The organism is Bradyrhizobium sp. Kon56, from assembly GCF_055807635.1.
Genome location: NZ_JBVVOU010000421.1, coordinates 1 through 271 on the forward strand (window position 1 = coordinate 1; position 271 = coordinate 271).

Here is a 271-nt window from a genome sequence, read left to right on the forward strand (position 1 = left end):
GGCCAGCTCTTCCGGCGTATCGCTGAGTTCATGGGGCTGGGCGATGATTCCCAGGGTTTCGGCAATGACCCCCATCTGTTGAGTGGCTTCCACCAGTGCCAGCGCCAGGTCGCGCGAGCCATGGAGAATACGAAACGTCAACGCGCTGACCATCACCACATCGCCCGCCGTAACCTGGCCCTCGCGCCACAGCAGAATGGCCCAGCCCAGCATCGCCCCCGCCATGATGGACAGGCATACGTCATGCAGCACGCGCGCCTTTTCCAGATAG

The 271-nt window shown here is 62.7% G+C and carries 1 pseudogene; it reads right to left on the bottom strand.

The window, feature by feature from the left end:
- Positions 1-271, bottom strand: a pseudogene (locus AC0L3B_RS39520) (ABC transporter ATP-binding protein); the annotation flags it as partial.